The sequence below is a fragment of the Serratia sp. 2880STDY5682894 genome (genome assembly GCF_001537385.1).
In the GTDB taxonomy this organism is placed as follows: domain Bacteria; phylum Pseudomonadota; class Gammaproteobacteria; order Enterobacterales; family Enterobacteriaceae; genus Serratia; species Serratia nevei.
Map to the genome: position 1 here is coordinate 21,642 of NZ_FCJA01000016.1, position 18,080 is coordinate 39,721.

19 protein-coding genes are annotated in these 18,080 nt (G+C 60.9%); 16 read left to right on the plus strand and 3 right to left on the minus strand.

Features of this window, described 5'->3' with window-relative positions:
- Positions 1 to 12: 12 nt before the first annotated feature.
- Genes AWX27_RS23405 through AWX27_RS23445 form a run of 9 tightly spaced genes read left to right on the plus strand, consistent with a single transcriptional unit; the run spans position 13 to position 7,507 of the window.
- A complete protein-coding gene (locus AWX27_RS23405) occupies positions 13 to 315 on the plus strand; it encodes an urease subunit gamma (protein ID WP_025160087.1) in 303 nt (100 codons plus the stop codon).
- Positions 316 to 370: 55 nt separating this feature from the next.
- A complete protein-coding gene (locus tag AWX27_RS23410) occupies positions 371 to 817 on the plus strand; it encodes an urease subunit beta (RefSeq protein WP_087763216.1) in 447 nt (148 codons plus the stop codon).
- Between the two features lie 3 nt (positions 818 to 820).
- Positions 821 to 2,536 (plus strand): urease subunit alpha, encoded by a 1,716-nt coding sequence (locus tag AWX27_RS23415; RefSeq protein ID WP_060425291.1) that lies wholly within the window; start codon positions 821 to 823, stop codon positions 2,534 to 2,536.
- A gap of 12 nt (positions 2,537 to 2,548) precedes the next feature.
- The gene (gene ureE / locus AWX27_RS23420) at positions 2,549 to 3,145 is read left to right on the plus strand and encodes an urease accessory protein UreE (RefSeq protein WP_047572557.1); all 597 of its coding nucleotides are present in this window, start codon (positions 2,549 to 2,551) and stop codon (positions 3,143 to 3,145) included.
- Positions 3,142 to 3,828: an urease accessory protein UreF gene (locus AWX27_RS23425; protein WP_049202285.1), complete on the plus strand. Its 687-nt coding sequence runs from the start codon at positions 3,142 to 3,144 to the stop codon at positions 3,826 to 3,828. The genes ureE and AWX27_RS23425 overlap by 4 nt, the downstream gene beginning before the upstream one ends.
- Before the next feature lie 18 nt (positions 3,829 to 3,846).
- The gene (gene ureG / locus AWX27_RS23430) at positions 3,847 to 4,482 is read left to right on the plus strand and encodes an urease accessory protein UreG (protein WP_019454316.1); all 636 of its coding nucleotides are present in this window, start codon (positions 3,847 to 3,849) and stop codon (positions 4,480 to 4,482) included.
- On the plus strand, positions 4,479 to 5,426 hold the full coding sequence (locus tag AWX27_RS23435; protein ID WP_049202286.1) for an urease accessory protein UreD: 948 nt from the start codon (positions 4,479 to 4,481) through the stop codon (positions 5,424 to 5,426). The genes ureG and AWX27_RS23435 overlap by 4 nt, the downstream gene beginning before the upstream one ends.
- 19 nt (positions 5,427 to 5,445) lie before the next feature.
- Complete coding sequence (yut, locus tag AWX27_RS23440; protein WP_060425293.1) at positions 5,446 to 6,423, plus strand: urea transporter; 978 nt, start codon at positions 5,446 to 5,448, stop codon at positions 6,421 to 6,423.
- A gap of 40 nt (positions 6,424 to 6,463) precedes the next feature.
- Complete coding sequence (locus tag AWX27_RS23445) at positions 6,464 to 7,507, plus strand: HoxN/HupN/NixA family nickel/cobalt transporter (protein WP_049271941.1); 1,044 nt, start codon at positions 6,464 to 6,466, stop codon at positions 7,505 to 7,507.
- Between the two features lie 73 nt (positions 7,508 to 7,580).
- On the opposite strand, the gene AWX27_RS23450 is transcribed toward AWX27_RS23445, so the two are convergent.
- Both AWX27_RS23450 and fadE read right to left on the minus strand, forming a co-directional pair.
- Entirely contained in the window at positions 7,581 to 7,733 is a 153-nt protein-coding gene (locus tag AWX27_RS23450; RefSeq protein ID WP_060425294.1) for a Hok/Gef family protein, read from the minus strand.
- A 289-nt stretch (positions 7,734 to 8,022) separates the two neighbouring features.
- Positions 8,023 to 10,479, minus strand: coding sequence for an acyl-CoA dehydrogenase FadE (gene fadE, locus AWX27_RS23455; RefSeq protein ID WP_038871338.1), 2,457 nt, complete (start codon positions 10,477 to 10,479; stop codon positions 8,023 to 8,025).
- Between the two features lie 246 nt (positions 10,480 to 10,725).
- Here fadE and lpcA point away from each other — a divergent pair, with 246 nt between their 5' ends.
- Together lpcA and AWX27_RS23465 are read left to right on the plus strand one after the other, a co-directional pair.
- Positions 10,726 to 11,307 (plus strand): D-sedoheptulose 7-phosphate isomerase, encoded by a 582-nt coding sequence (gene lpcA, locus AWX27_RS23460; RefSeq protein ID WP_004930220.1) that lies wholly within the window; start codon positions 10,726 to 10,728, stop codon positions 11,305 to 11,307.
- Between the two features lie 97 nt (positions 11,308 to 11,404).
- A complete protein-coding gene (locus tag AWX27_RS23465) occupies positions 11,405 to 12,208 on the plus strand; it encodes a class II glutamine amidotransferase (RefSeq protein ID WP_004930222.1) in 804 nt (267 codons plus the stop codon).
- Here AWX27_RS23465 and dpaA read toward each other — a convergent pair.
- Positions 12,143 to 12,910 (minus strand): peptidoglycan meso-diaminopimelic acid protein amidase, encoded by a 768-nt coding sequence (gene dpaA, locus AWX27_RS23470; protein ID WP_060425295.1) that lies wholly within the window; start codon positions 12,908 to 12,910, stop codon positions 12,143 to 12,145. The two genes, AWX27_RS23465 and dpaA, sit on opposite strands and share 66 nt — an antisense overlap.
- A 553-nt stretch (positions 12,911 to 13,463) precedes the next feature.
- Here dpaA and AWX27_RS23475 point away from each other — a divergent pair.
- From AWX27_RS23475 to nqrE, 5 genes are read left to right on the plus strand one after another with little or no spacing between them, the layout of a single operon-like run.
- A complete protein-coding gene (locus tag AWX27_RS23475) occupies positions 13,464 to 14,813 on the plus strand; it encodes a Na(+)-translocating NADH-quinone reductase subunit A (protein WP_060425296.1) in 1,350 nt (449 codons plus the stop codon).
- A 3-nt stretch (positions 14,814 to 14,816) separates the two neighbouring features.
- Positions 14,817 to 16,058, plus strand: coding sequence for an NADH:ubiquinone reductase (Na(+)-transporting) subunit B (locus AWX27_RS23480; RefSeq protein ID WP_033649926.1), 1,242 nt, complete (start codon positions 14,817 to 14,819; stop codon positions 16,056 to 16,058).
- Positions 16,048 to 16,842 carry a Na(+)-translocating NADH-quinone reductase subunit C gene (locus tag AWX27_RS23485; RefSeq protein WP_015376731.1) on the plus strand — a complete coding sequence of 265 codons (795 nt, stop codon included), beginning with the start codon at positions 16,048 to 16,050 and terminating at the stop codon, positions 16,840 to 16,842. The genes AWX27_RS23480 and AWX27_RS23485 overlap by 11 nt, the downstream gene beginning before the upstream one ends.
- Complete coding sequence (locus AWX27_RS23490; protein ID WP_004930232.1) at positions 16,835 to 17,464, plus strand: NADH:ubiquinone reductase (Na(+)-transporting) subunit D; 630 nt, start codon at positions 16,835 to 16,837, stop codon at positions 17,462 to 17,464. The genes AWX27_RS23485 and AWX27_RS23490 overlap by 8 nt, the downstream gene beginning before the upstream one ends.
- A 6-nt stretch (positions 17,465 to 17,470) precedes the next feature.
- Positions 17,471 to 18,067: an NADH:ubiquinone reductase (Na(+)-transporting) subunit E gene (gene nqrE, locus AWX27_RS23495; RefSeq protein WP_015376732.1), complete on the plus strand. Its 597-nt coding sequence runs from the start codon at positions 17,471 to 17,473 to the stop codon at positions 18,065 to 18,067.
- Positions 18,068 to 18,080: the final 13 nt, after the last annotated feature.

Consider the following 18,080-nt stretch of genomic DNA (forward strand, 5'->3'; position numbering starts at 1 on the left):
TCGGAGTGCCCCATGCAATTAACGCCAAGAGAAATTGAAAAGTTGATGGTCTATACCCTGGCCGACGTCGCATTAAAGCGAAAGTCCAGAGGGATAAAGCTGAATTACCCCGAGGCGGTGGCGATTATTACCACCGCAGCGCTGGAAGGCGCCCGCGAGGGAAAAACGCTGGAAGAAGTCATGAACGACACGCGGCAGGTATTGAGCCGCGATGACGTGATGGACGGCGTGGCGGATCTGATCCCGCACGTGCAGGTCGAAGCGATATTCAGCGACGGCAGCCGCCTGGTGACGGTGCACGATCCGATTCAGTAAGTGCGGTTTGCGTTCCTGATTGCCACGGATAAACCTTATCAGCACAGGTATTTCGATGAAAAAGCATGACCCAGAAAAGCACGTGCCGCCCGGCGGCTATATCCTGTCCGAAACCCCCATTACCTTCAATGAAGATCGCGAAAGCCTTATTTTAACGGTGCGTAACACCGGCGACAGGCCTATTCAGGTCGGTTCGCATTTTCATTTCTTTGAGGCCAACAAAGCCTTGCAATTCGATCGCGCTGCCGCCTTTGGCAAGCGTTTGAATATCACTGCCACGACGGCGATCCGTTTTGAACCCGGTGACGAGATTGAGGTGGCGCTTATTGCCATCGGCGGCAAACAAACGGTCTACGGTTTTAATAATCTGGTGGACGGTTGGGCGGGGGACAGCCCGGTTGCGGCCGGTGAAAGAGTAAAGAAAACGATAGATGTAAAGCGAGCTATTGAGCTGGGTTATAAAAACCTCGATCAGGCGCCGACGAAAACGAGCGAGGAATAACGCATGCCAACTCTCTCCAGGCAAGAATATGCCGGGCTGTTCGGCCCAACCACCGGCGATAAAATTCGTTTGGGCGATACGCAACTGTTTATTGAAATAGAGAAAGACCTGCGCGGCTACGGCGAGGAATCGGTCTACGGCGGCGGCAAGTCGCTGCGTGACGGCATGGGCGCCGACAACCGATTAACCAGCGATAACGTGCTGGATCTGGTGATTACCAACGTAACGATTTTGGACGCCCGGCAAGGGGTGATCAAGGCGGACGTCGGCATCAAAAACGGCCTGATCGCCGGCATCGGCAAAAGCGGCAACCCGGCGATGATGAACGGCGTCACGCCCGGGATGGTGGTGGGCGTCAGCACCGACGCTATCTCGGGCGAGCACCTGATCCTGACCGCCGCCGGCATCGATACGCATATCCACTTCATTTCGCCGCAGCAGGCGGCGCATGCGCTTTCCAACGGCGTGACGACGTTCTTCGGCGGTGGCGTCGGGCCGACCGACGGCTCCAACGGCACCACCGTGACCGCCGGGCCCTGGCATATCCACCGCATGCTGCGCGCCTTCGAGACTATGCCGGTCAACGTGGGGATGCTCGGCAAGGGGCACGCTTCGCACGCTGCGCCGCTGGTCGAACAAATCGCCGCCGGCGTGGCGGGGCTGAAAGTGCATGAGGACTGGGGCGCCACCAACTCCGCGCTGCGCCACGCGTTGCGCGTGGCCGACGACATGGATATTCAGGTGGCGGTGCACACCGACAGCCTGAATGAAGGCGGCTACGTCGAGGACACCATCGACGCCTTTGAAGGGCGCACCATCCACACCTTCCACACCGAAGGCGCCGGCGGCGGGCACTCGCCGGATATCATCAAGGTTGCCGCGCAGATGAACGTGTTGCCGAGCTCCACCAACCCCACGCTGCCGTTCGGCATCAACAGCCAGGCCGAATTGTTCGACATGATCATGGTGTGCCACAACCTCAATCCCAATGTGCCGGCCGACGTGGCGTTCTCCGAAAGCCGGGTGCGGCCGGAAACCATCGCGGCGGAAAACGTGCTGCACGACATGGGCGTGCTGTCGATGTTTTCCAGCGATTCCCAGGCGATGGGGCGGGTCGGCGAAAACTGGTTGCGGGTGATGCAGACGGCACATGCGATGAAAGTCGCGCGCGGCAAGCTGCCGGAAGACGCGGCGGAGCACGACAACTTCCGCGTGTTGCGCTACGTGGCGAAGATCACCATCAACCCGGCGATTGCGCAGGGCATCAGCCACGTGCTGGGTTCGGTCGAGGTCGGCAAGATGGCCGATCTGGTGCTGTGGGAGCCGCGCTTCTTCGGCGCCAAGCCGAAGCTGGTGATCAAGGGCGGGATGATCAACTGGGCGGTGATGGGCGATCCCAACGCGTCGTTGCCGACGCCGCAGCCCACGTTCTACCGCCCGATGTTCGGTGCCATGGGCAAATCGCTGCAGGAAACCTGCGTCACCTTCGTCTCCGGCGCCGCGTTGCACGACGGCATCAAAGAGAGACTGGGGCTGGAGCGGCAGGTGATGGCGGTGCATAACTGCCGGGCGATCTCCAAGCAGGACATGGTGCGCAATGCGGAAACGCCGAACATCGAGGTGGATCCCGAAACCTTCGCGGTCAAGGTCAACGGCGAACACGCCACGGTGAAGCCCATCTCCACCGCCGTGCTTAATCAACGCTACTTCTTCAGCTAGGAACCGCCGCTCATGATCGTGATTGAAAAGATACTCGGCAATATCAAACGGGATGCCGACTGGCGCGAACGCTTGCAACACGCCTCGCTGGACGTGCTGGCGCTTTCGCAGTGGGAGGCGCAGAAAAGCCGCTGCCGCAAGACGACCCGCGACGGCCAGGATCTCGGCATCTCCCTCGATCGTCATCAGGTGCTGGCCGACGGCGACGTGTTGCTTTGGGACGAAGCGAACCGCAGCGCGGTGGTGGTGCAGATGAACCTGCGCGACGTGATGGTCATCCATCTTGAGTCGTTGCTGGCGACCGATATGGCGACGGTGCTGAAGACTGCGTTCGAACTGGGGCATGCGCTGGGCAATCAGCACTGGAAATCGGTCATCAAAGGGAATCGCATCTTTATTCCGCTGACGGTGGCGACCAAGGTGATGGATTCGGTGATGAAAACCCACGGTTTCCACGCGTTGCCTTATTCGTTCGTGAAGGGCGAAAGCATTTTGCCGCATTTGACCCAGCCCGAAGCGCGCTTGCTGTTCGGCGGCGCGGAGGATTCCGCCACCCATGTGCATGTCGACAGCCCCTTCCTCGGCCAGCATGTGATCAAACTGAAATGAACGCCGTCCAGTTGATTCGCATCCTGCAGTTTGCCGACTCGGTGCTGCCGGTGGGGGCGTTCGCCTTTTCCAACGGCGTCGAGTCGGCGATCCAGGCCGGCATCGTGCGCGATGCCGACACGCTGCAGTCGTTCACCCGCACCGCCTTGCAACAGGCGGCGGGCGGCGACGGCCGAGCGGTGACGGCGGCCTGCCGGGCGCTGCAGGCCGGCGATCGCGAGGCGGCGATGGGCCACGACTGGGCACTGTTCAACCGCAAGCTGAACGAAGAGGGCCGCAACATGGTGGTGCGGATGGGAAAAAAGCTGGCGGAAATGGCGGCGGCCATCTGCGACGAACCTCAGGTGGTCTGGTGGCTTGAGCAGATCAAAACCGGCCGCGCCGCCGGCACCTATCCGGTGACGCAGGCGGTGGTGATGACGGCGCTGGGCGCCGGCCCGCGCGAGGTGGCGGTGATGCATCAGTACGGCGTGGCGATGACCATTCTCAGCGCCGCCATGCGCCTGATGCGCGTCACCCATATCGACACCCAACGCATCCTGTTTCAACTCAACCGGGACATCGACGTTTTTTGTGACGAAGCCGAACGCGGCGGCGTTGAACAAATGGCCTCTTACGCGCCGGTGACCGATGTCCTGGCCGCACTGCACGTCGGCGCATTTACCCGACTGTTCAGCAACTGATAATAAGGAACGAGCAGAGTGAAGAAAATTACCCGCATCGGTATCGGCGGCCCGGTAGGCTCGGGCAAGACCGCGATCATTGAAGTCATCACGCCGCGCTTGATCGAGCGGGGCATCAGCCCGCTGATCATCACCAACGACATCGTCACCACCGAAGACGCCAAACAGGTCAAGCGCACGCTCAAGGGGATCCTGGACGAGGAGAAAATTCTGGGCGTGGAAACCGGCGCTTGCCCGCATACCGCCGTGCGGGAGGATCCGAGCATGAATATCGCGGCGGTAGAGGAGATGGAGGCCCGCTTTCCGGAAAGCGACGTGGTGATGATCGAGAGCGGCGGCGATAACCTGACGCTGACCTTCAGCCCGGCGCTGGCGGACTTTTACATCTATGTCATCGACGTCGCCGAAGGGGAAAAGATCCCGCGTAAAAACGGGCCGGGCCTGGTGCAGGCCGACATCCTGGTGATCAACAAAATCGATCTGGCCCCCTATGTCGGCGCCAGCCTGGCGGTGATGGAACACGACACCCGCGTGGTGCGCGGCGAGCGGCCTTATATTCTCACCAACTGCAAAACCGGCGAAGGCATCGACGAGCTGGTGGACATGATCATGCGTGATTTCCTGTTCACCCATGCGCCGTCGGCGGCGGTATGACGGCGGTCAGTGAAGCCGCGAGGCGCGTCGCGCAGCTTGGCGCCGATGCGCCGGAGCTGGCCGATTATCAGGATGAGCCGCCGCAAATGGCCAGCGGCGGCGTGGGCAAAACCGGCTATCTGCGGCTGGGGTTTGCGCTAAGCGGGCATCGCAGCGTGCTGCGGCAGATGGAGCGGCGCGTACCGTTTCTGGTGCAGCGGGCGCTGTATTGGGATGAAGCGCTGCCGCAGATGCCGTGCGTGTTCGTCATCTCCACCTCGGGATGCATCTTGCAGGGCGATCGCCTGACGCTCGAGGTGCAGGTCGCTCCCCAGGCCTGCGGGCATGTCACCACCCAGTCGGCGACCAAGATCCACGCCATGGAAAATAATTACGCGGCGCAGATGCAGACGCTGACGCTCGAAGAGGGCAGCTATCTGGAGATGATGCCCGATCCGGTGATCCCCCACTGCGGTTCGCGCTTCATTACCGATACCCGCATTACGCTACACCCGACGGCGACGCTGCTCTACGGCGAGATCCTGATGTCGGGGCGCAAACACCATCAGGCGGATCGCGGGTTCAGATTCGACGTGTACTCCTCGCGCATCAGCGCCTGCCGCCCCGAGGGCAAGACGCTGTTTGTCGAACGCTATGTGCTGGAGCCGCATAAACACCCGCTGAACGGGGTCGGCGTGATGGGGCCGTTCGACGTGTTCGGCAATGTGATCCTGCTGACGCCGCCCGAGCACCATCAGCGGATCCTCGATCGCATCGCGCCCCATTATGACGAGGTTGAGGGGATCGCCAGCGGCGTCAGCCGGTTGCCCAACGAGTGCGGGCTGATCTTTAAGGCCCTGGGCAAAGAGGCGCGCCAGGTGAAGGCGGCCATTCGCGTTTTCTGGCGCGTCGCCCGGGAAGAGATCCTGGGCGTGACGCTGCCGGAGCCCTTTATCTGGCGCTAATCTGCAGCGGGAAGCGGTCATGACGACAAGGTGGAGTTGGGGCGGTCTGTGTGCCCACAGCCGGATAGCGGTGGCGACGGATGCGGTGCTGCGCGGCTGTTCGCAGGTGATGTTTCAAAATAACCCGTTGACCGGATTACTGTTTTTTATCGCCATTTTCGTGGGCGCCTATGAGGAAGGGTTGCCGCAGGTGGCCTTCGGCTGTCTGCTGGGCACTGCGTCGGCGACGCTGAGCGCGGCGTGGCTGGTGGACGATCGCACGGCGTTGCGCTCTGGGCTGTATGGCTACAACGGCTGCCTGGTCGGCGCCGCGCTGCCGACCTTTTTACTGCCCTCGGCCTGGCTGTGGATCGGCGTGATGTTCAGCAGCACGATCTCGGTGATCGTCACCGTTGGCCTCAATCGGCTGTTGCGCACCTGGAAGATCGCGGCGCTGACGGCGCCTTTCGTGCTGACCACCTGGACGGTGCTGTTGGCCAGCTACCCGTTCAGCCATCTGCGGCATGTACGGTTGCCGGCGGCGGCCATCCCGGCCGACGGGGCGGTGTTCTACGCGCATCCCGGCGTCGCAGAGATGCTGAGCGGCGCGCTGCATGGCGTTTCTCAGGTCTTTTTGTGCAGCAGCGTGAGCGGTGGCGTACTGCTGTTGCTCGGGCTGGCGGTGTCGTCGCCGCGGGCGATGCTGCTGGGTTTTTTCGGCGCGTTGCTGGCGGTGGCCACATCGCTGGCGATCGGCGCCGATCCGCAGGCGGTTTTCGCCGGGCTGTACGCCTTCAGCGCAGTGCTGACGGCGGTGGCGCTGGGATCCGTCTTCAACCCGCCCGGCCGGCGAGTGCTGATCTATACGCTGCTCGGCGTGATTTTTACGGTGCTGGTACAGGGCGCGTTCAATACCCTGCTGGCCCCGCTGGGCATGCCGTCGTTGACCATGCCGTTCGTGATCGCGTCCTGGCTGTTTTTGAGCGCCAATCCGGCGGTGATCGCGGCGCGGCGCTAATCCATTGATTTGAACATAACGATAAAACAGGAGTGTGGGTATGGCGGTAGTTTCCGAAGGATTGCATGGCGCGGCCCGGCGACGGGCGGTATCCCTGTTGCTGGGGCTGGTGGCGGTCAACGTCATCGTCTGGCTGCTGGCGCTGGCGGTGTTCAAAGACAATGCCGCGCTGATGGGCACCGCCTTGCTGGCCTACAGTTTTGGTCTGCGCCATGCGGTGGATGCCGATCACATCGCCGCGATCGACAACGTGACCCGCAAGCTGATGCAGCAGGGCAAAACGCCGGTGGCGGTCGGTACCTTCTTCTCGCTCGGCCACTCGACCATCGTGGTGCTGGCCTCGGCCGCGATTGCCGCGACGGCGATGATGTTCAGCCGTCAGATGGGCTGGTTTCACGAAACCGGCGGCCTGATCGGCACGCTGGTGTCCTCGTTGTTTTTGCTGACGGTGGCCTTTATCAATCTGCTGGTGCTGATCTCCGTGTGGCGAGCGTTCCGGCAGGTGAAGGCGGGCGAACTGCCTGCGCATCAATCGCTGGATCTGCTGATGAGCGGCGGCGGTGTGCTGGCGCGTTGTTTCCGCCCGCTGTTCAGGCTGGTGAACCAGAGCTGGCACATGTACCTGGTGGGTTTCTTGTTTGGCCTGGGCTTCGACACCGCCACCGAGGTCGGGCTGCTGGGGATTTCGGCCGCCGGTGCGGGCCATGGCATGAATCTGTGGAGCATCATGCTGTTCCCGGCGCTGTTCGCCGCCGGCATGGCGCTGATCGACTCCATCGACAACTTCGTGATGATTGGCGCTTACGGTTGGGCGTTCTCCAAACCGATCCGCAAGTTGTACTACAACATGACCATCACGGCGGCGTCGGTGATCATCGCGGTGTTTATCGGCGGCATCGAAGCGCTCGGGCTTATCGCCGACAAGCTGGCGCTGTCCGGCCCGCTGTGGGACGCCGTCGCACGGCTCAACGATCATCTGGGGGAGATGGGCTATTGGGTGATCGCCGTGTTCATCTTCTGCTGGTTGGTGTCGGTGGTGAATTACCGCCTGCGCGGCTACGACAAACTGACGGTCAGCGGTTGAAAAGACGGGTGCTCGTGGATCCTGCCTGACACCATCGGCCAACGGGCGGGGCGAACCCCGCCGTTGGGTTGCCTTACCGTTCGGATTCGTAAGCCAAAGTGGCCGCAACCTCCGAGTCTCCCAGCCTGATGCGCAGTTCGCACAGCGAACCGCGGGTTAGCCAGATGAACGCGATCAGCGTCATACAGACGATCACCCGTTTAAGTACGACCCGTTTTTGCTGCATTTTTGACCTCCCTATCCTTGCCTTGCGGCGGGTAAGAGGCTAACCTGATGTTGCTTGGCATCAGAGTGGCCTCGGGTTGATAATATCGACTCGGGGCCTTTCTCTTTCTCTCCTTTGCCAAGGCACCGGACAGAAAGATCCAGAGCACCCGCCGCGCAGTCTACTCGAACTTCCTTCCCGTGAAATCCGCCGTTGCGCCAACCTGCGGCGCGGTGCGCAGTTCGTGATGCAAGAAAAGAAAAAGGGGCGATGATGATCGCCCCTTGGATGCGTGAAGCTTGAATTGGCGTTAAGCCGCTTCGGTCTGCTGTTGGCGCTTAGACTGCGCCGCCGGCTTTTCCGGCTTGGCGGCCGCCAGCGCATCCGGCGCAAAGTCGTCCACGTTGATGGAGCGCAGACGGCTCTCTTCGGCTTTCACCAGAATTTTCGCTTCGTCGGCGCTGATCTTGCCTTCTTCCAGCGCGCGTTCCGCCAAACGATCCAGACGGGTGAACGGCAGGTTTTTGCCGACTGCCTTGCACAGACGTTCGTGAATCGGCTCGGCGGCCATCACGTCGGCCAGCGCCGCTTCCAGCAGGCCGATTGGGTTATGTTCGCTCGGCGTCAGGTACTGGCCGCGCCCCAGACGGCTGCGGGTGGCGGAAGGTACCTGCAGGATCTTGGCCAACTGGTGATCCAGACGATCAGACGGTGCGGTATGCACACGGCCGAGCGGGAAGACCACGAAGCGCATCGCGCCGGCGATAAAGCGGTTCGGGAAGTTACGCAGCAGGTCATCCAGCGCCTGTTCGGCTTTATGCAGGCTGTCTTGCACGCCCCAATGCACCAGCGGCAGATCTTCTTTCTGACGGCCTTCGTCGTCAAAGCGTTTCAGCACGGCGGAAGCCAAATACATCTGGCTGAGGATGTCCCCCAGGCGAGCGGAGATGCGCTCGCGGCGCTTCAGGCTACCGCCCAGCACGCCCATGGAAACGTCCGACAGCAACGCCAGGTTGGCGCTCAGGCGGTTCAATTGCTGATAGTAACGACGGGTCGCGTCCTTGGTCGGCGTGGCGCTGGTGCGGCCGTTGGTCAGGCCCAGCCAGAAGCTGCGTACCTTGTTGCTGCCGACGTGGCCCAGATGGCCGAACAGCGATTTATCGAAGGCGTTCAGATCGTTGCTCTGCGCCGCCGCCATTTCATCCAGCACATAAGGATGGCAGCGGATCGCGCCTTGACCGAAGATCATCATGGTGCGGGTCAGGATGTTCGCGCCTTCCACCGTGATGGCGATCGGTGCGCCCTGATAGGCGCGAGCCAGGAAGTTGGATTCACCGAGCATGATGCCTTTACCGCCGGCGATGTCCATGGCGTCAACGATCGACTGCTGGCCGCGGTGCGTACAGTGGTATTTGACGATGGCAGACAGCACGGCCGGCTTCTCGCCCTGCACCAGCGCATAGGTGATCAGCGAAGCGGCGGCGTCCATCACATAGGTGTTGCCGGCGATGCGCGCCAACGGCTCTTCGATCCCTTCCATCTTGCCGATGGAGATCTTGAACTGACGGCGAATGTGCGCGTAGGCACCGGTCGCCAGGGCGATGGATTTCAGGCTGCCGGTAGAGTTGGACGGCAGGGTGATGCCGCGACCGACCGACAGACACTCAACCAGCATGCGCCAGCCCTGGCCGGCCATTTTCGGGCCGCCGATGATGTAATCGATCGGGACGAACACGTCGGTGCCGCGGGTCGGGCCGTTTTGGAACGGCACGTTCAGCGGGAAGTGGCGGTTGCCGATTTCCACGCCCGGCGTGCTGGTCGGGATCAGCGCACAGGTGATGCCCGGGGATTCGTTGTCGCTCAGCAGGCGGTTCGGGTCATGCAATTTGAACGCCAGGCCCAGTACGGTGGCGACCGGCGCCAGCGTGATGTAGCGCTTGTTCCAGGTCAGGCGCATGCCCAGCACCTGTTTGCCCTGCCAGTCGCCCATGCACACGGTGCCGACGTCCGGAATGGCGCCGGCATCGGAGCCCGCTTCCGGGCTGGTCAGCGCGAAGCAAGGGATCTCGTCGCCGCGCGCCAGGCCCGGCAGATAGTGGTTTTTCTGTTCTTCGGTGCCGTAGTGCTGCAGCAGTTCGCCCGGGCCGAGGGAGTTCGGCACGCCGACGGTGATCGCCAGGATGCCGGAAACGCCGGCCAGTTTTTGCAGCACCATCGCCTGAGCATAAGGAGAGAATTCCAGACCGCCGTACTCTTTCTTGATGATCATCGCGAAGAAACGGTGTTCTTTCAGGTACGCCCAGAGTTCAGGCGGCAGATCGGCCAGTTCGTGGGTGATCTGGAAGTCGTTGGCCATGCGGCAGGCTTCTTCCACCGGGCCGTCGATAAACGCCTGCTCTTCTTCCGTCAGGCGCGGTTTCGGGTAGCTGTGCAGCTTGTTCCAGTCCGGCGCGCCGCGGAACAGATCGCCTTCCCACCAGGTGGTGCCGGCGTCGATCGCCTCCTTCTCGGTGGTGGACATCGGCGGCATCACCTTGCGGAAGGCGCGCAACGCCGGTGCGGAGAGCAGGGAACGGCGCAGGGAGGAAAGGTTCAGCGGCAGCAGCACGATCGCCAGCGGCAGCAACAGCCAGAAGCTCCACAGGCCAATCGCGCCCATGGCGGCGGTGTACGCCACCAGGATCAGGCTGCTGAGGGTAAGGTTCACTCGGTGGTAGAACACCACGCCGAGGAGAGCCAGTAAAACGACAATACTAAGAACCATCATAAGAAGCTCCGAAGTAGTAAGAGGTCTGACCTGTTGTGTGTATGTAATAGGTTTTAGTACAAGGCAGAATTTTTATCAATGCGTTTACAGTTTAATTACAACTCAGGTCACAAACTGACAGCACCAATCATCAAAAACCTCTCCGCTTCCTTAACCGGCACGCTGTTTGGCTGAGAATGCTTCTCGCTGTTTCCGCGATCCGGTACACTGCGGAGCGGAAGATTTGACGATAACAAGAGGTTCCTCATGTACCACGACCTTATTCGCAGTGAACTGAACGAAGCGGCTGATACCCTGGCGAAATTTATCAATGACGACGCCAACATCGACGCCATCCAACGTGCGGCGGTGCTGCTGGCGGATTCCTTCAAAGCCGGCGGTAAAGTGATTTCCTGCGGCAACGGCGGTTCCCATTGCGACGCGATGCACTTCGCCGAAGAGCTGACCGGCCGCTACCGTGAAAACCGCCCGGGCTACCCGGCGATTGCCATCTCGGACGTGAGCCACCTGTCCTGCGTCAGCAACGACTTCGGCTATGAGTACGTCTTCTCTCGCTATGTGGAAGCGGTAGGCCGCGAAGGCGACGTGCTGCTGGGCATTTCCACCTCCGGCAACTCCGGCAACATCATCAAGGCCATCGACGCGGCGCGCGCCAAGGGGATGAAAGTGATCACCCTGACCGGCAAGGACGGCGGCAAGATGGCGGGTTCCGCCGATGTGGAAATTCGCGTGCCGCACTTCGGCTACGCCGACCGCATTCAGGAAATCCACATCAAAGCGATTCACATCTTGATTCAGCTGATCGAAAAAGAGATGGTTAAGGCTTGATAGCCTGCGGGGAGCTGCGGCTCCCCAAGAATAAGACTGCGGGCGCCGCATGCTGCGCCCGCACGGCCTGTGTCAGTGTGGTTAAGGAGTGCTGGCGATGTGTGAACTGCTCGGGATGAGCGCAAACGTACCGACCGATATCTGCTTCAGCTTTACCGGCCTGGTACAGCGCGGCGGCCGCACCGGGCCGCATAAGGATGGCTGGGGCATTACCTTCTATGAAGGGAACGGCTGCCGCACATTCAAGGATCCGCAGCCGAGCTTCAACTCGCCGATCGCCCGCCTGGTGCAGGACTACCCGATCAAGTCCTGTGCGGTGGTGTCCCATATTCGCCAGGCCAACCGCGGCGAAGTGGCGCTGGAAAACACCCACCCGTTCACCCGCGAACTGTGGGGCCGCAACTGGACCTACGCGCACAACGGCCAGTTGAAAGGCTACCGTCAGCTGGATACCGGCACGTTTCGCCCGGTCGGCCAGACCGACAGCGAATACGCGTTCTGCTGGCTGCTGCATCAGCTGGCGCTGAAATACCCGCGCACCCCGAGCCAGTGGCCGGCGGTTTTCCGCTACATCGGCCTGTTGGCGAGCCAGCTGCGCAAGAAAGGGGTATTCAACATGCTGTTGTCGGACGGGCGCTTCGTGATGGCCTATTGCTCCACCAACCTGTATTGGATCACGCGCCGCGCGCCGTTCGGCAAGGCGACGCTGCTCGATCAGGATGTGGAAATCGATTTTCAGCAGCAGACCACACCGAACGATGTGGTCACGGTGATCGCCACCCAACCGCTGACCGCCAACGAAACCTGGCACAAGATTGAGCCAGGCGAGTTCGCGTTATTTCACTTCGGTGAGCGGCTTGTTCTGAGCGAAGGGGTTGGTGTTGGGCGTCGGGCTGGCTGACGCGTACTGCGTCATCTGGCCGCTGCTCATCAACGGTTGACCCAGCACGTACTGGCCGTTGTCCACGGTCATCATCGGCGGCTGGTGGTTCTTCGCGAAGTAATCGTAGCCCGGCTTCAGCTGGCGCCAGAAGGCGATATAGCTGGATGACGCATGGCGCTTGAGGTTTTGCTCGGTCATGCGGAACGGGTAGATGCTGATGTCGACGCGGCTTTGGCCATAGGCGAAGGCGGCTTCGACATAGCGATAGATCTCATCCATATAGGTGTTGGTCATCGCGTAACAGCCGATCGATTTACATTCACCGTGGATCATCAGATAAGCACCGGAATAGCCCTGCGATTTATCGTAATCATTAGGGAAACCGATATTGATCGCCCGATAATACTTGCTGTCGGGTTTCAGATGGCGCGCGTCAACGCTATAAAAGCCTTCCGGACTTTTAAAGTCGCCTTCACGACGCTTAGGACCCAGCCCGCCGGAGAAATTACAGATCGGGAACGTGTTGACCAGGCGGAATTCATTGCCCATTTTGGCATACAATTCCAGCTTGCGTTCCTCTTTGAAGATCTGAATATAGACCGGCGAACCCAATAATTGCTGTTTAACTACCGGCGTTTCCGGTACCTGCTCGCTGGCGCTGCAGGCCGTGATCATCGGCATAGAAACAAGCATCGCAAACAACAGCGCGATTTTGCTCATTATTATTCCTGCTTATATTTATCTGCCGGCGCAATGACGTTGGTCGGCATGCCACTGATTATTGTTTTTACTGCTGCAAAACACCGCCAGATTACCAGCGCGTTTATTTTTAGCAATACGTGATATGTATAAAAAAACGACAAAGCTCGATAAAAGTGAAATGACCGGCAGATTTTAACGATAAGTAGTGAAAAACAGGCGAAATTTAATTGTGTTTGCTTGACCCAAGTCACGACGGAACGCAGAACAATGTTGCGAACAATGTTAATATTCCCTCTTCAATTTAACGCGCTGTGGCGATTGAAGCGGCAGGGGTTATGGCATATAACCCGGCCGTTTTGATGGTTATTTGGCTACAGGCCGTTAACACATCGACTGTCGAGCAAACAACGGAAAGGGGGAATCAAGGGAATGCGCGTTACCCCGATTTTTCACTGCGAGAAAGTTCATGTTGGGCGTGCCGCCATGCGCACTGCCCGGCAATCCTGGCATCGTCAGCACCCGCCTCTGGGGCCGGGCAGACGTGTAAACCAAACTACATCGTATAAATCCTATGATTAAGATCAGAAAAGGGTTAGATCTGCCAATAGCCGGGGCTCCGGTTCAGGCGATCCAAGACGGCCCGAACATTCAGCATGTCGCCCTGCTTGGGGAAGAGTATGTCGGAATGCGTCCCTCCATGCTGGTGCAGGAAGGCGATACCGTTAAGAAAGGCCAGGCGTTGTTCGAAGATAAGAAAAACCCCGGGGTTTTCTTCACGGCTCCCGCCAGCGGCCGCATCGCCGCGATTAACCGCGGCGAACGGCGCGTATTGCAATCGGTGGTGATTGCGCTGGAAAACGGCGGTGACGATCAGCTCGAGTTTGCGCATTACCCGCTGGGCGAGCTGGCCCAGCTACCGCGCGAACAGGTCGAGAGTGAACTGATCGCCAGCGGCCTGTGGACCGCGCTGCGCACCCGTCCGTTCAGCAAAACGCCGAGCCCCGGCAGCGAAGCGCGCGCTATTTTCGTCACCGCGATGGATACCCAGCCGCTGGCCGCCGATCCGCAGGTGATCATCGCCGAACAGCAGGCGGCGTTCAACGCCGGGCTGCTGGTGTTGGCGCGCCTGACGACGGGCAAGGTACACGTATGCCACGCCGCCGGTGCCTCCGTTGGCCAGCAGAGCAGCCCGCAGATCGCCTACAGCGAATTTGCCGGCCCGCACCCCGCCGGGCTGGTGGGTACGCACATTCACTTCCTGGAACCGGTCAGCCTGAAGAAAACCGTTTGGCACATCGGCTACCAGGACGTCATCGCCATCGGCACGCTGTTCACCACCGGTAAGCTCGATACCCGCCGGGTCGTGGCGCTGGCCGGGCCGCAGGTGGCGCAGCCGGCGCTGCTGCGCACCCGCCTGGGGGCCAGCCTCGAGGAGCTGACCGCCGGCCGCCTGAAAGACGGCGAGAACCGGGTGATCTCCGGTTCGGTGCTGAACGGCATGCACGCCGCAGGCCCGAACGCCTGGCTCGGCCGTTTCCACTCGCAGGTGTCGGTGCTGGAAGAAGGGCGCGACAAAGAGCTGTTCGGTTGGATCGTGCCTTCGCCGAACAAGTTCTCCATTACCCGCACCACGCTGGGCCACTTCCTGAAGAACAAACTGTTCGCCTTCTCGACTACCACTAACGGCGGCGAGCGCGCCATGGTGCCGATCGGCAACTACGAGCGGGTGATGCCGCTGGATATTCTGCCGACGCTGCTGCTGCGCGATCTGCTGGCGGGCGACAGCGACAGCGCGCAGGCGCTGGGCTGCCTGGAGCTGGACGAGGAAGATCTGGCGCTGTGCACCTTCGTTTGCCCCGGCAAGTATGAGTACGCGCCGGTGCTGCGCGAGGTGCTGACCAAGATTGAGCAGGAAGGATAACCGATGGGCCTGAAGAATTATTTTGAGAAGATAGAGCACCACTTCACGCCGGGCGGCAAACTGGAAAAGTGGTACCCGCTGTATGAAGCGACCACCACGGTGTTTTATACCCCCGGCACGGTGACGCGCGGCGCTTCGCACGTGCGCGACGCCATCGATTTGAAACGTATGATGATCCTGGTGTGGCTGGCGGTATTCCCGGCGATGTTCTGGGGCATGTACAACGTCGGCCAGCAGGCAATCCCGGCGCTGCACCATCTGTACAGCGGCGACGAGCTGCAACAGGTGCTGGCGGGCGACTGGCATTATCGCCTGGCGCAGTGGCTCGGCGCCTCGCTGGCGGCCGACGCCGGCTGGGTCAGCAAGATGGTGCTGGGCGCCTGTTACTTCCTGCCGATCTACGCCGTGGTGTTTGTCGTCGGCGGCTTCTGGGAAGTGCTGTTTGCCATTATCCGCAAGCATGAGGTCAACGAAGGCTTCTTCGTCACCTCTATCCTGTTCGCGCTGATCGTGCCGCCGACCCTGCCGCTGTGGCAGGCCGCGCTGGGCATCACCTTCGGCGTGGTGGTGGCCAAAGAGATCTTCGGCGGCACCGGGCGCAACTTCCTCAACCCGGCGTTGGCCGGCCGCGCCTTCCTGTTCTTCGCCTATCCGGCGCAGATCTCCGGCGATCTGGTGTGGACCTCTGCGGACGGTTTCTCCGGCGCGACGCCGCTGGCGCAGTGGAGCGCTGGCGGGGCGCACAGCCTGAGCAACGTGGCCACCGGCCAGTCCATCAGCTGGATGGACGCCTTCCTCGGCAACATTCCCGGCTCCATCGGTGAAGTCTCCACGCTGATGATCCTGATCGGCGGGGCGATTATCCTGTTCGGCCGCGTGGCCTCCTGGCGCATCGTCGCCGGCGTAATGCTCGGCATGGTGGCTTCCGCCCTGTTGTTCAACGCCATCGGTTCCGATACCAACCCGATGTTCGCCATGCCGTGGTACTGGCATCTGGTGCTGGGCGGTTTCGCCTTCGGCATGATCTTTATGGCGACCGACCCGGTTTCCGCCTCCTTCACCAACAAGGGGAAATGGTGGTACGGCATTCTGATCGGCGTGATGTGCGTGCTGATCCGGGTGGTCAACCCCGCCTATCCGGAAGGCATGATGCTGGCGATCCTGTTCGCCAACCTGTTCGCACCGCTGTTCGATTATCTGGTGGTGCAGGCCAACATCAAGCGGAGAAAAGCCCGTGGCGAATGAAGCGAAAAACGACGGCATCGGTAAAACGCTGCTGGTAGTGCTGCTGCTGTGTTTAGTGTGTTCTGTGGTGGTGGCGGGCTCCGCCGTCGGCCTGAAGTCCAAACAGCAGGAGCAAAAGCTGCTCGATAAGCAGCGCAATATTCTCGACGTAGCCGGCCTGTTGCAGCCGAAAATGGAGAGCGAGCAGGTCAAGCGCCTGTACAGCGAGCGCATCGAGCCGCGCCTGGTGGATCTGAACAGCGGCGAGTTTGTCGCCGGCAAGGCGGCGGCGTTCGATCTGGGCGCCGCGCTGCGCGACGACGCCAAAAGCGTGGCGCTGGCGGCGGGCGACGATCCGGCCGGCATCAAGCGCCGCAGCAATCAGGCGGAAATCTACCTGGTGCGCGATGAAAGCGGCCAGGTGAACAAGATTGTGCTGCCGGTATACGGCACCGGCCTGTGGTCGATGATGTACGCCTTCGTGGCGCTGGATAACGACGGCAACACGGTCAAGGGCATCACCTACTACGACCAGGGGGAAACCCCGGGGCTGGGTGGCGAGGTCGAGAACCCGTCCTGGCGCCAGCAGTGGGTCGGCAAACAGCTGTTCGACGACAACGGCCAGCCGGCGATCCGCGTGGTGAAAGGCGGCGCGCGTCAGGGGGATGTGCACGGGGTGGACGGCCTGTCCGGCGCCACGCTGACCTCCAACGGCGTGCAGCATACGTTTGATTTCTGGTTGGGCGAGCACGGCTTCGGCCCGTTCCTGAAAAAAGTTCGTGAAGGAGCGCTGAAAAATGGCTGATTCCAAAGAGATAAAGCGGGTCCTGCTGGGGCCGCTGTTCGATAATAACCCGATCGCCCTGCAGGTGCTGGGCGTTTGTTCTGCGTTGGCGGTGACCACCAAGCTGGAGACGGCGGTGGTGATGACCATTGCGGTGACGCTGGTCACGGCGTTCTCCAGCTTCTTCATCTCGCTGATCCGTCACCATATTCCCAACAGCGTGCGCATCATCGTGCAGATGGCGATCATCGCCTCGCTGGTGATCGTGGTCGATCAGCTGTTGCGCGCCTACGCGTTCGAGATCTCCAAGCAGCTGTCGGTGTTCGTCGGCCTTATCATCACCAACTGTATCGTGATGGGGCGCGCCGAGGCTTACGCCATGAAGTCGCCGCCGATCGAGAGCTTTATGGACGGCATCGGCAACGGGCTGGGCTACGGGGTGATCCTGGTGCTGGTCGGTTTCCTGCGCGAGCTTATTGGCTCCGGCAAGCTGTTCGGCGTCCCGGTGCTGGAAACGGTGCAGAACGGCGGCTGGTATCAGCCGAACGGCCTGTTCCTGCTGGCGCCGAGCGCGTTCTTCATCATCGGCCTGCTGATCTGGGTGCTGCGCACCCTGAAGCCGGCGCAGATCGAAAAGGAGTAAAGGCCGATGGAACACTATATCAGCCTGTTTGTGCGCGCGGTGTTCGTTGAGAACATGGCGCTGGCGTTCTTCCTCGGGATGTGTACCTTCCTGGCGGTGTCGAAGAAGGTCTCGACCGCCTTTGGCCTGGGCATCGCGGTGACCATCGTGCTCGGCATTTCGGTGCCGGTGAACAACCTGGTCTACAACCTGATCCTGCGCGACGGCGCGCTGGTGGAAGGCGTCGATCTGAGCTTCCTCAACTTCATCACCTTCATCGGCGTGATCGCGGCGCTGGTGCAGATTTTGGAGATGATCCTCGATCGCTTCTTCCCGTCGCTGTATAACGCGCTCGGCATCTTCCTGCCGCTCATCACCGTGAACTGCGCCATCTTCGGCGGCGTGTCCTTCATGGTGCAGCGCGACTACAACTTCGCCGAATCGGTGGTGTACGGCATCGGCTCCGGCACCGGCTGGATGCTGGCGATCGTCGCCATGGCGGGGATCCGCGAAAAACTCAAGTATGCCAACGTGCCGGCGGGACTGCGCGGCTTGGGCATTACCTTTATCACCACCGGACTGATGGCGCTGGGCTTCATGTCCTTCTCCGGTGTTCAGTTGTAAAGGCGGGAAGAAT

What these genes read in the sequence shown, in the direction of transcription:
- AWX27_RS23405 (WP_025160087.1), top strand. Translation starts at nt 13, where the DNA reads ATGCAATTAACGCCAAGAGAAATTGAAAAGTTGATGGTCTATACCCTG.
- AWX27_RS23410 (WP_087763216.1), top strand. Translation starts at nt 371, where the DNA reads ATGAAAAAGCATGACCCAGAAAAGCACGTGCCGCCCGGCGGCTATATC.
- AWX27_RS23415 (WP_060425291.1), top strand. Translation starts at nt 821, where the DNA reads ATGCCAACTCTCTCCAGGCAAGAATATGCCGGGCTGTTCGGCCCAACC.
- ureE (WP_047572557.1), top strand. Translation starts at nt 2,549, where the DNA reads ATGATCGTGATTGAAAAGATACTCGGCAATATCAAACGGGATGCCGAC.
- AWX27_RS23425 (WP_049202285.1), top strand. Translation starts at nt 3,142, where the DNA reads ATGAACGCCGTCCAGTTGATTCGCATCCTGCAGTTTGCCGACTCGGTG.
- AWX27_RS23435 (WP_049202286.1), top strand. Translation starts at nt 4,479, where the DNA reads ATGACGGCGGTCAGTGAAGCCGCGAGGCGCGTCGCGCAGCTTGGCGCC.
- yut (WP_060425293.1), top strand. Translation starts at nt 5,446, where the DNA reads ATGACGACAAGGTGGAGTTGGGGCGGTCTGTGTGCCCACAGCCGGATA.
- AWX27_RS23445 (WP_049271941.1), top strand. Translation starts at nt 6,464, where the DNA reads ATGGCGGTAGTTTCCGAAGGATTGCATGGCGCGGCCCGGCGACGGGCG.
- AWX27_RS23450 (WP_060425294.1), bottom strand. Translation starts at nt 7,733, where the DNA reads ATGCAGCAAAAACGGGTCGTACTTAAACGGGTGATCGTCTGTATGACG.
- fadE (WP_038871338.1), bottom strand. Translation starts at nt 10,479, where the DNA reads ATGATGGTTCTTAGTATTGTCGTTTTACTGGCTCTCCTCGGCGTGGTG.
- lpcA (WP_004930220.1), top strand. Translation starts at nt 10,726, where the DNA reads ATGTACCACGACCTTATTCGCAGTGAACTGAACGAAGCGGCTGATACC.
- AWX27_RS23465 (WP_004930222.1), top strand. Translation starts at nt 11,405, where the DNA reads ATGTGTGAACTGCTCGGGATGAGCGCAAACGTACCGACCGATATCTGC.
- dpaA (WP_060425295.1), bottom strand. Translation starts at nt 12,910, where the DNA reads ATGAGCAAAATCGCGCTGTTGTTTGCGATGCTTGTTTCTATGCCGATG.
- AWX27_RS23475 (WP_060425296.1), top strand. Translation starts at nt 13,464, where the DNA reads ATGATTAAGATCAGAAAAGGGTTAGATCTGCCAATAGCCGGGGCTCCG.
- AWX27_RS23480 (WP_033649926.1), top strand. Translation starts at nt 14,817, where the DNA reads ATGGGCCTGAAGAATTATTTTGAGAAGATAGAGCACCACTTCACGCCG.
- AWX27_RS23490 (WP_004930232.1), top strand. Translation starts at nt 16,835, where the DNA reads ATGGCTGATTCCAAAGAGATAAAGCGGGTCCTGCTGGGGCCGCTGTTC.
- nqrE (WP_015376732.1), top strand. Translation starts at nt 17,471, where the DNA reads ATGGAACACTATATCAGCCTGTTTGTGCGCGCGGTGTTCGTTGAGAAC.